This window comes from Rhizobium sp. Leaf306 (assembly GCF_001423425.1).
Lineage (GTDB): Bacteria > Pseudomonadota > Alphaproteobacteria > Rhizobiales > Rhizobiaceae > Neorhizobium > Neorhizobium soli.
In genome coordinates this window covers 512859-521431 of sequence record NZ_LMNX01000004.1, presented here as the reverse complement: position 1 = coordinate 521431, position 8573 = coordinate 512859, and the positions used below count along the sequence as shown (strand labels likewise).

The following is an 8573-nucleotide window of genomic DNA, read 5'->3' as shown; positions in this document are numbered from 1 at the left end:
GAGATCCGCGCGCGCCTGCCTGCCGCTTCGCGCAAGTTGCTGGATCTCGATGGAGGCAGCCTTGTGCTTGCGATGCCCGAGACGTCGAAGACCGAATTCGCTTTCTATAGGTATCGACCTCAAGTCTATCTCGTACGGTGGCGCCGATCTACTACATCGCCAGGTCCTCTTTTCCACACGACAGTCACCAGCCCCGCTCAAGTATTGCCCGCTAAATTAGCTCTACTTGCGGATTGGGCGAGCATAGCCATGGCTGAATGGGACAACGTCGTCACCATCGAGTTGCGGGGGGAAACCAAGACCTTTGTGCGTATCAAAAGCACGAAGGAGGCGGCGAAGTATTTGATCGAAGCGTGGCCGGGTTCCCGGGACGCAGCTTACCATGATGCCGTGGTCGCCTGCGCCGGAGCATTGAGGGGCCTCACGAACGAAAGACGCGTTGTCGAAGTGCTGTGTAAGGCGGCTTCGTCGTCCAACCTGATCGCTTACGACAGCATCGATGCTTTCGAGGCAGAGATGATCAGCGCAATCAGAATGGCCTTGGACACCGATCTTCAATCTTGTCTCGAGGCAACGTTAAATAAATTCGAGCTAAACAGTATAAATTTCGTCGAGGTCGGGATTTAGTTGATCCGCTGTTTGATGAATTTTGCAGGCGCTCTATTGTGTGTTGAAAGAGCCATGCGAAAATTCAAGCCTGGCCAAAATCGAGACGTTGAGCGTGGCCGCAGCAAAGCAGTTACGATGGCTTGGGTCGAAGCAAATCCTTTGCAACTACGAGTTCTCGCCGCGGTTCTGAGTTTGCGTATTTCGACGGTAGCGGATGGTTGTGGTGCTGAGCAGTTCTTACTGTGCAGCAACGCATCACGTCGCGGGTAACGGCTGAGCGAACTCGGCCGTAATCAGCCAGCGAATGATCGGGTTGTGGGAACGCGGGAACGCGGACGTCCCATAAGTCCTGCAAATAATGGTGATCCCAATTGGATTCGAACCAATGGCCTCAAGATTAGGAATCTTGCGCTCTATCCTGCTGAGCTATGGGACCACTCGGCAAAACCCATACAAAAGGTGATGGGTTTAGCCAAGTGTTTTTCTGCGGGTTATGGTGACAGGCGCTGCTCCGTGAGCTTGACCCAGTAGGAGATGCCGTAGGCGAGGGCTTCGTCGTCGAAGTCGTAGTTGGGGTTGTGAAGGGCTGCCGTATCGCCGTTGCCGATGAAGATGAAGGCGCCGGGGCGGCGTTTGAGCATGAAGGCGAAGTCTTCGCCGGCCATGGTCGGTTCGACGTTCCCATCCACATTGGCGGCGCCGACGATGGATGAGGCGACGCCGATCGCGTGGTCGGTCTCGCTGTCGTGGTTGGAGGTAACAGGGCATTTGCGCTCGTAGTCGATCGACCAGCCGGCGCCGTGGGCGCTTGCCAAGCCCTCGACGATCTGGCGGATGCGGTTTTCGGCAAGGTCGCGGGTGTCTTCGTTCAGCGTGCGCACCGTGCCCATGATGATCGCGTTGTCGGGGATGATATTGTGTGTCGTGCCGGCATCGAAGCGGGTCACGGATATCACCACCGACTGGACGGGGTCTGCGTTGCGGGCAGCGATTGCCTGCAGGCTGCCCACCAGCTGCGAACCGATGAAGATCGGGTCGATCGTCTTGTGAGGCTGGGCCGCGTGGCCGCCACGACCCTTGATGGTGATGGTGAAGCGGTCGGGTGCTGCCATGATGCCGCCCTTGCGGATCGCGAACTGGCCGATGGGAATGCCCGGCATATTGTGCATGCCGTAGACTTCGTCGATGCCGAAGCGCTCCATCATGCCGTCTTCGATCATTGCCAGCGCGCCGGCGCCACCTTCTTCGGCGGGCTGGAAGATCAGCGCCACGGTGCCGTCGAAATTGCGGGTTTCGGCGAGGTATTTTGCGGCACCCAGCAGCATGGACGTGTGGCCGTCATGGCCGCAGGCATGCATCTTGCCAGGGGTTTTCGAGGCCCAGGGCTTGCCCGTGAGCTCGGTCAGCGGCAGCGCATCCATGTCGGCGCGCAGACCGATCGTGCGTCCGCTGGCGTTTGCGCCTGTACCCGCGTCTGCGCCGCCCTTGCCCCTGATGATGCCGACAACGCCGGTGCGGCCGATGCCGGTCGCGACCTCGTCGACGCCGAATTCCTTCAGCTTAGCGGCTACGAAGGCTGCGGTCTCAACGACGTCATAGAGGATTTCGGGGTTCTGGTGGAGGTGTCGGCGCCATTCGCTGACTTCGCCTTGAAGTTCGGCGGCTCGGTTCAAGATGGGCATTCGGATTTCCTGTGCTGCTGCTCATAAGGTTGTGACCCATCCTCCCGAAGGGAGTGTGCCTCGCCTGATTGACGTAATCAATCATCTTTGCCATTGCTTGGCCACAGTGGCCACATATGCGCCAAACGTTTCGGGCCTCCATTCCCGGCTCCAGCGACGAGGAACGCTCTTGTCATTCTTGCATCTGAAATCCGCGACCGCCGTTCGGGTGGTCTCCGCCATTGCGGCACTAGGCCTCCTCGTTTCCGCCGGCAGCGCTGCGGCCAATCCGCGGCTGATCGTCGATGTGAAGAGCGGGCGGGTCATCGCCCATCAGGATGCGTTCCTGAAATGGTATCCGGCTTCGCTGACCAAGCTGATGACGGCCTATGTCACCTTCAAGGCGATCAAAAGCGGCCGTCTTTCGCTCGAAACCCAGGTGGTGATGAGCAAGAAGGCGACGGACCAGCCGGCCAGCAAGATGTATTTCAAACCGGGCACGCGGCTGACGCTCGACAATGCGATGAAGATCCTTCTCGTCAAGTCTGCCAACGATATCGCCGTGGCCGTCGCCGAAACGGTGGGTGGCTCGCTCGACCAGTTCGTGGAAATGATGAATTCCGAAGCGCAGGGGCTCGGCATGGCATCGAGCCATTTCATCAATCCGCATGGCTTGCCGGGCAAGGGCCAGTTTACCACGGCGCGCGATCTCGCCGTGCTGACGCTGGCGCTGAAGCGGGAATTTCCGCAGTACCAGAGCTATTTCTCGCTGGAAGGCATCGATACCGGCAAGAAGCAGTATCCGAACTTCAACACGCTGATCGGCCGCTTTGATGGGGCCGACGGCATGAAGACCGGTTTCATCTGCGCCGCCGGCTTCAACCAGATCGGCTCGGCCACCCGCAACGGCCGCACGGTGATTTCGGTCGTGCTCGGGTCCGACAGTCTCGCCGGCCGTGCGGATGATACTGCGAACCTTCTGCAGCAGGGGCTCACCTCCCAGGCAAACGAAGGCGTGCCGCTCGCCTCGCTGCCGCCCTATGGAAACACGGCCGAGGTGAATGATGTCAGCGCCGAGATCTGCAATCCGAAGGCTGCCAAAGTCCGCAGTGAAAATCGCGACGATGCCGGGCGAACCGTTCTGCATTCGCCCTTTATCCACGAGATGACGCGGCCACCGCAATATGCGGTGACAAGCCTCATCCTCGGCGGCGAAGACGTGCCGGATGCCAATACGGGCACAAAGTCCGTGCCGATCCCGCAGCCGCGCCCAGCCAATCTCTAAAGAGCGGGCTGAACTTTAAGGTACTAAAACATGTCCTTTAGCGGTCGCATTCCGGTTTCCATCCTCACCGGCTTTCTGGGGGCGGGCAAGTCCACGCTTCTCAACCGGATCCTGAAGGATCCGGCCGCCAGCAACACGGCCGTCATCATCAACGAATTCGGCGATGTGAGCATCGACAATTTCCTGGTCGAAAGCTCCGGCGATGCGCTGCTTGAACTTTCCAACGGCTGCCTGTGCTGCACCGTGCGCGGAGAGCTGATCGATACGCTCGCCACGCTGATGGACGGCGTGCAGACCGGGCGGCTGAAGCCGATCCACCGGGTGGTCATCGAAACGACAGGCCTTGCCGATCCGGCGCCGGTCATGCAGTCGGTCATGGGAAACCCGGTCATCGCGCAGAATTTCGAGCTCGACGGCGTCGTCACCGTTGTCGATGCGGTCAACGGTATCTCGACGCTCGATCGTCATCCGGAAGCGGTCAAGCAGGCTGCGGTCGCCGACCGGCTGGTTCTCTCCAAGCTTTCCATGTCCACACCGGAGGAGAGCGACGCGCTGCGGGCCCGGCTGCGCGCGCTCAACCCGCGGGCACCCATCGTCGATGGCGATGACGAAAGCACCGGTGCCGCCGCGATCCTCGTCAACGGGCTCTACGATCCGGAAACAAAGATCGCCGATGTCGGCCGCTGGCTGCGGGAAGAAGTGGCGCACGATCACGCGCATGAGGCTCATGGGCATGGGCACGATGGGCGCGGGCACGGGCACGACCATCACGACCATAAGCACGATCCTCATGATCACGGCCACCATCATCACGATGTAAACCGGCACGGCGCCAACATTCGCTCCTTCTCGATCGTCCACGACAAGCCGATCGAGCCGATGGCGCTCAGCATGTTCGTGGATCTGCTGCGCTCGGCGCATGGCGAAAAGCTTCTGCGCATGAAGGCGATCGTGGCGATGTCCGATAATCTCGAGCGTCCGCTGGTGCTGCACGGCGTGCAGAGCATTTTCCATCCGCCGGAACGGCTGGCGAAATGGCCTGAAGGCTCCGATCGTCTGACGCGCATGGTGCTGATCACCCAGGATCTGCCGGAGGCGTTCGTGCAGGATCTTTTCGCGGCCTTCACGGGCAAGCCGCAGATCGATCGTCCGGATCGTGCGGCGCTCGAAGACAATCCGCTGGCCGTGCCGGGCATGCAGTTCTAAGGCTGCATCGCCAGTTCCAATTTTCGATTTGATGCTGTTGCGCAATCAACCCTTGCGGATCACGAACCTGTGGCCCGTCTCGGTCCGCTCGGACGAGAGCAGGACGTGGCCGTCCTGGCTGCAGAAATGCGGGATATCGATGCCTGCAAGCGGATCGGTGGTTTCCAGGGTAAGAGACGCGCCCGTCTCCATGGACTTCAGACGCTTGCGGGTCTTCAGCACGGGCAGGGGGCATTTCAGCCCGCGAAGATCATAGGTCTCTCCGAGGGCTTCCCCAGGCACTGGCGTCAGTCCTTGGACCAGAACTTCCAGGCGGGCTTCTTGGCGGTCTCGGTCACCGGCTGTGTTGCCGTATAGGCAAGCGGGTTCTGTTCCGGCACAGGAACGGCAACGGTCGTGCCCTGCGCTGTCTGAACGGTCGGCGTTGCAGCCTGTGGTGCCGGCGCCGATGGAACGCTGGCGGTCTGGGCGCCACGCAACTGCGTATTGGCAATCGAGCCGGTCGTCGTTGCAGGCAGGCGGTCCTGCTTTACCATCATACGCTCGTTGATCGAGGCTGTACGGGCAGACGTCGGGCCAGCGGAGGCAAGCACGGTGGTCGCCGGCTTCTCGCCGCCCGAGGCCATGCGCTTTTCCATCATCTGCTTGAATTCCGACTGGCTCAGCAGCTTGCCGGCTTCCAGCGAGGTGCCTGTCGGCGCATAGGCGAGTTCACGGCCCTTGCGCTTGCCGGCAACGACGGCCTTGCGCTCGGCTTCCGTCGGTTCGTACCAGACCTTGCCGTCATACTTGTCCATCGCCTTCTGATAGGCGAGTTCGTAGGTCTTGGAATAGGACGACAGTGCGGATACCAGCGTCGGCGGCGTCGACATGGTCGGGCAGGCGGCGGCCGGTGCGAACTTGCCGTTGCTGTCCGCCTGCTGGTTGAAGACGTATTTCTTTTCGCAGACGTTCACTTCCGGCGGGCGCTTCGTCACTTCGAAATTGTCGTAGCCGGTCTTGATCATCTTCCAGAAGTCATAGTTCTGGTTGTCGCGGTGGCGCACCATGTTTTCCGCGCTCATGCGGAAGGGAAGCGCCTGCAGCTGGATCGAGGTCTGGCCGCCCTTAAAGGCGTCGCGTGCAAAGGCGTAGATTTCCAGAACCTGTTCGTCGGTCATGGAGTAGCAACCCGACGACGAGCAGGCGCCGTGGATCATCAGATTGGTGCCGCTGCGGCCGTTGGCGGCGTCGTAGCGGTTCGGGAAGCCGGTGTTGATGGCGAGGTAATACTGCGAATTGGGGTTCAGGTGCGCAGGAGTCAGGCTGTAGAAGCCTTCCGGCGCCTGACGGTCGCCTTCCTTCACCTTCGGTCCGAGCTTTCCGGACCAGGCGCAGATGTCATAGCTCTTGATGACGTCGAAGCGGTTGTCGGCCTTCGCCTTCCAGATCTCGAGCTTACCCTCTTCCTTGAGGATGCGGATCATGATCGGCGACTGGCGCGGCATGTTCCTCTTTTGCATCTCGGCAACGATGCTGGAAGGAAGAGGCTGCTCCTTCTTGTTCTTGACGGTCGAGAGATCGATCTTTGCAGAGTCCAGCGTATCGTTACAGCCGGTAAGGGCCGTTGCGACAAGAAGGGCGAAGGCGATGTGTTTCAGGCGCATCGAGACAAACCACATATCAGGAATGGCGAACAAAACCGTACGAGACACGATCAATAAGACGGTAAGCTTTACATCTTCTTAAACGCTTGCACGCGGCTGTCTAGCGAAACCGCCGCGGTTTTCACCGCACACCGGCAATTGCCAAAGTCCTATACCGGCGATTTTGGCAATTTCAGGAGCAGACGATCGGTTTTACGCCTGATCCTACAGGTTGCGGCCGATATCGAGGAATTTCTGCCGGCGCTGGTTGCGCAACTCGATGCCGGAGAGCTTTCCAAGTTCTTCCAGAGCCGAAGCAATCACCTTGCCGGTGGCAGCAATAACGGTTTCCGGGTCGCGATGCGCGCCGCCGATCGGCTCCGGAATGATCTCGTCGATGATGCCGAGACCCTTCAGGTCGTCGGAGGTGATCTTCATGTTGGTCGCAGCTTCACGGGCGCGGGTCGAATCGCGCCACAGGATGGAGGCGGCGCCTTCCGGCGAGATGACCGAATAGATCGAGTGCTCGAGCATATAGACCCGGTTGCCGGTGGCGATGGCAATCGCACCGCCGGAGCCGCCTTCGCCGATGACGATGGAGATCAACGGGACTTTCACGCCGAGGCACATTTCCGTCGAGCGGGCGATGGCTTCCGCCTGGCCGCGCTCTTCCGCGCCAACGCCCGGATAGGCGCCTGCCGTATCGATCAGCGAGATGATCGGCAGACCGAAGCGGTCGGCCATTTCCATGATGCGGATTGCCTTGCGATAGCCTTCAGGACGCGGGCTGCCGAAATTGTGCTTCAGGCGGCTCTTGGTGTCGTGACCCTTTTCCTGGCCCATCAGCGCGACAGGCATACCGTTGAAACGGGCAAGGCCTGCCTGGATCGCCGCGTCCTCACCGAAATTGCGGTCGCCGGCAAGCGGCGTGAAATCGGTAAACAGCTTTTCGGCGTAATCGACGAAGTGCGGGCGCTGCGGATGGCGGGCAACCTGCGTCTTCTCCCAGGCGCCGAGCTTGGAATAGATGTCCTTGACCGCTTCCTTCACCCGGCCTTCAAGGCGGGTAATCTCGTCGGTCGTGTCTATGCCTTCATTCTCGTCCGTGAGCTTCTTGAGCTCGTGGATCTTGCCCTCGAGGTCAGAGATTGGCTTTTCGAAGTCGAGATACGTTTGCATGAGATCCGGTTTCCGGTTGTTTTTCTCTTGAGGAACGTAGCGTTCCAATTTTCGATCGGGGCTTCTAATCCCGGTTTTTGGCCTGTTTTGCAAGAGGGTGATGTGTTTGCACCGTCTGGCGAAGCCGTTCTTCCAGGACATGAGTGTATATTTGAGTGGTGGAAATGTCTGAATGTCCAAGCAGTTCCTGTACCACTCGAAGGTCGGCGCCGTTTGCCAAAAGATGGCTTGCAAAGGCGTGACGCATCACATGCGGCGAGATCGCAGCGGTTTTTAAGCCCGCCCGCGCCGCCAGTCCCTTGAGGTCGCGGGCGAAAACCTGGCGGGGAAGATAACCTTCCTTGCTGCTGGAAGGGAAGAGCCAGATGCTGTCCGCATCTTTTTCGCGGCTGCTCCGCATTTCGCCATAAACCTTCATCGCGGCGATGGCCGAGCGGGAGAGCGGCACCAGCCGTTCTTTGTTGCCCTTGCCGCGCACCATCAGGAACCGGCCTTCCTGGTCCAGCACCTTTGCCGGCAGTGAGACGAGTTCGCTCACCCGCATCCCCGTTGCATACAGAAGCTCGAGCAGCGCCAGCATGCGGGCGCGGGAAATCTGATCGGGTCCCGGTTGTGCCGCTTCCTCCATGGCAAGACTTAAGAGACGGGTCACGTCTGCCTCAGTCATGATCTTGGGCAGCGAGCGCCCCTTTTTCGGCGCGTCCAGAATGGAGGTCGGATCGTCGGTGCGCAGGCCTTCGGCATAGAGGAACTTGTAGAATTGCCGCATGGCAGAAAGGCGTCTTGCCTGCGAGGACGCGGCAAAGCCCTGCTTGCCGAGATGGCCGAGATAGGCCGACAGATCGCCGCTTTGCGCAGACGACGGCGTCGATTTGCGGGTTGCGAGGAAGGAATGCATGTCCTCCAGATCGCGTTCATAGGAGGAGAGCGTGTTCATCGCCGCACCGCGTTCGGCGCTCATCATTTCCAGAAAGGCTTCGATGTGAGCGCGAGACAGGTCGGCCATTG

Annotated in this window: 8 protein-coding genes and 1 tRNA gene; 3 read left to right on the top strand and 6 right to left on the bottom strand. The window is 60.0% G+C overall.

The window, feature by feature from the left end; all coding sequences use genetic code 11:
- Nucleotides 1-627, top strand: a 627-nt coding sequence (locus ASG19_RS24335; protein ID WP_156466574.1) for a DUF982 domain-containing protein, incomplete at its 5' end; no start/stop codon positions are given.
- Nucleotides 628-968: 341 nt separating this feature from the next.
- Here the strand turns inward: ASG19_RS24335 and ASG19_RS20585 are convergent.
- Together ASG19_RS20585 and ASG19_RS20580 are read right to left on the bottom strand one after the other, a co-directional pair.
- Nucleotides 969-1045 (bottom strand) — tRNA-Arg (locus tag ASG19_RS20585).
- 55 nt (nucleotides 1046-1100) lie between these two features.
- Entirely contained in the window at nucleotides 1101-2291 is a 1191-nt protein-coding gene (locus ASG19_RS20580; protein ID WP_062461815.1) for a M20 aminoacylase family protein, read from the bottom strand.
- A 178-nt stretch (nucleotides 2292-2469) separates the two neighbouring features.
- On the opposite strand from ASG19_RS20580, the gene ASG19_RS20575 reads away from it, so the two are divergent.
- Both ASG19_RS20575 and ASG19_RS20570 read left to right on the top strand, forming a co-directional pair.
- Nucleotides 2470-3555, top strand: coding sequence for a D-alanyl-D-alanine carboxypeptidase family protein (locus ASG19_RS20575; RefSeq protein ID WP_244476246.1), 1086 nt, complete (start codon nucleotides 2470-2472; stop codon nucleotides 3553-3555).
- Between the two features lie 30 nt (nucleotides 3556-3585).
- Nucleotides 3586-4761: a GTP-binding protein gene (locus ASG19_RS20570; RefSeq protein ID WP_062461812.1), complete on the top strand. Its 1176-nt coding sequence runs from the start codon at nucleotides 3586-3588 to the stop codon at nucleotides 4759-4761.
- A gap of 45 nt (nucleotides 4762-4806) precedes the next feature.
- On the opposite strand, the gene ASG19_RS20565 is transcribed toward ASG19_RS20570, so the two are convergent.
- From ASG19_RS20565 to xerD, 4 genes are all read right to left on the bottom strand, one after another.
- Nucleotides 4807-5043, bottom strand: a complete 237-nt coding sequence (locus ASG19_RS20565) for a sulfurtransferase TusA family protein (protein ID WP_062461809.1) — start codon at nucleotides 5041-5043, stop codon at nucleotides 4807-4809.
- Nucleotides 5044-5048: 5 nt separating this feature from the next.
- Nucleotides 5049-6407 carry a murein L,D-transpeptidase family protein gene (locus ASG19_RS20560; protein ID WP_062462017.1) on the bottom strand — a complete coding sequence of 453 codons (1359 nt, stop codon included), beginning with the start codon at nucleotides 6405-6407 and terminating at the stop codon, nucleotides 5049-5051.
- 204 nt (nucleotides 6408-6611) lie between these two features.
- Nucleotides 6612-7565 carry an acetyl-CoA carboxylase carboxyltransferase subunit alpha gene (locus ASG19_RS20555; RefSeq protein WP_062461806.1) on the bottom strand — a complete coding sequence of 318 codons (954 nt, stop codon included), beginning with the start codon at nucleotides 7563-7565 and terminating at the stop codon, nucleotides 6612-6614.
- Between the two features lie 64 nt (nucleotides 7566-7629).
- Nucleotides 7630-8571: a site-specific tyrosine recombinase XerD gene (gene xerD / locus ASG19_RS20550; protein ID WP_062461803.1), complete on the bottom strand. Its 942-nt coding sequence runs from the start codon at nucleotides 8569-8571 to the stop codon at nucleotides 7630-7632.
- Between the last annotated feature and the right edge of the window lie 2 nt (nucleotides 8572-8573).